Consider the following 485-nt stretch of genomic DNA (forward strand, 5'->3'; position numbering starts at 1 on the left):
GCTTATAGCGATGCCCTGGTCCGGCTGTAAATCGCCGAAGCGTTTCCGTAAGGCCGGGGCGAGGCGCAGGGATGCGCCGAGAGGGCGTGGCCTGCAGGGATGCAGGCTCATGCCCGACCCGATAGCCTGAAGGAATAAGCTGAGGGCACCGCGAAGCGGCGATTTACCGCCGGGAGCCCGGGTCGCCAGGGTGGTGGCGATTGCACTGAACCCCGGATCCTGGACACCAGATTCCAAATCTGGAGGTTCAGAACAATGAAATATCCTTTCCATACCAGGCTTGCAGCTGTACTGCATTACATGGCCGGACAGTCGAGTATCAAAGAAACAGCCCACCTGTTCAGTGTGGGCAGAACCCCACTGACCCGCTGGCTGCGGGCTTACCGTCGTCAGGGTAAAGCCGGTCTGGAGGACCGTCCTGCGCGGACCTATACTGCAGAATTCAGGCTCCGCGTTGTCCTCTACGTCGCTGAAAACAGGTGCAG

The 485-nt window shown here is 60.0% G+C and carries 1 protein-coding gene; it reads left to right on the forward strand.

What is annotated here, in order from left to right; all coding sequences use genetic code 11:
- Positions 1-255: 255 nt before the first annotated feature.
- Positions 256-485: helix-turn-helix domain-containing protein (locus IB245_RS28940; protein ID WP_192496363.1), on the forward strand; the 230-nt coding region annotated here is incomplete at its 3' end.

The organism is Pseudomonas sp. PDM02, assembly GCF_014852285.1.
GTDB classification, from domain to species: domain Bacteria; phylum Pseudomonadota; class Gammaproteobacteria; order Pseudomonadales; family Pseudomonadaceae; genus Aquipseudomonas; species Aquipseudomonas migulae.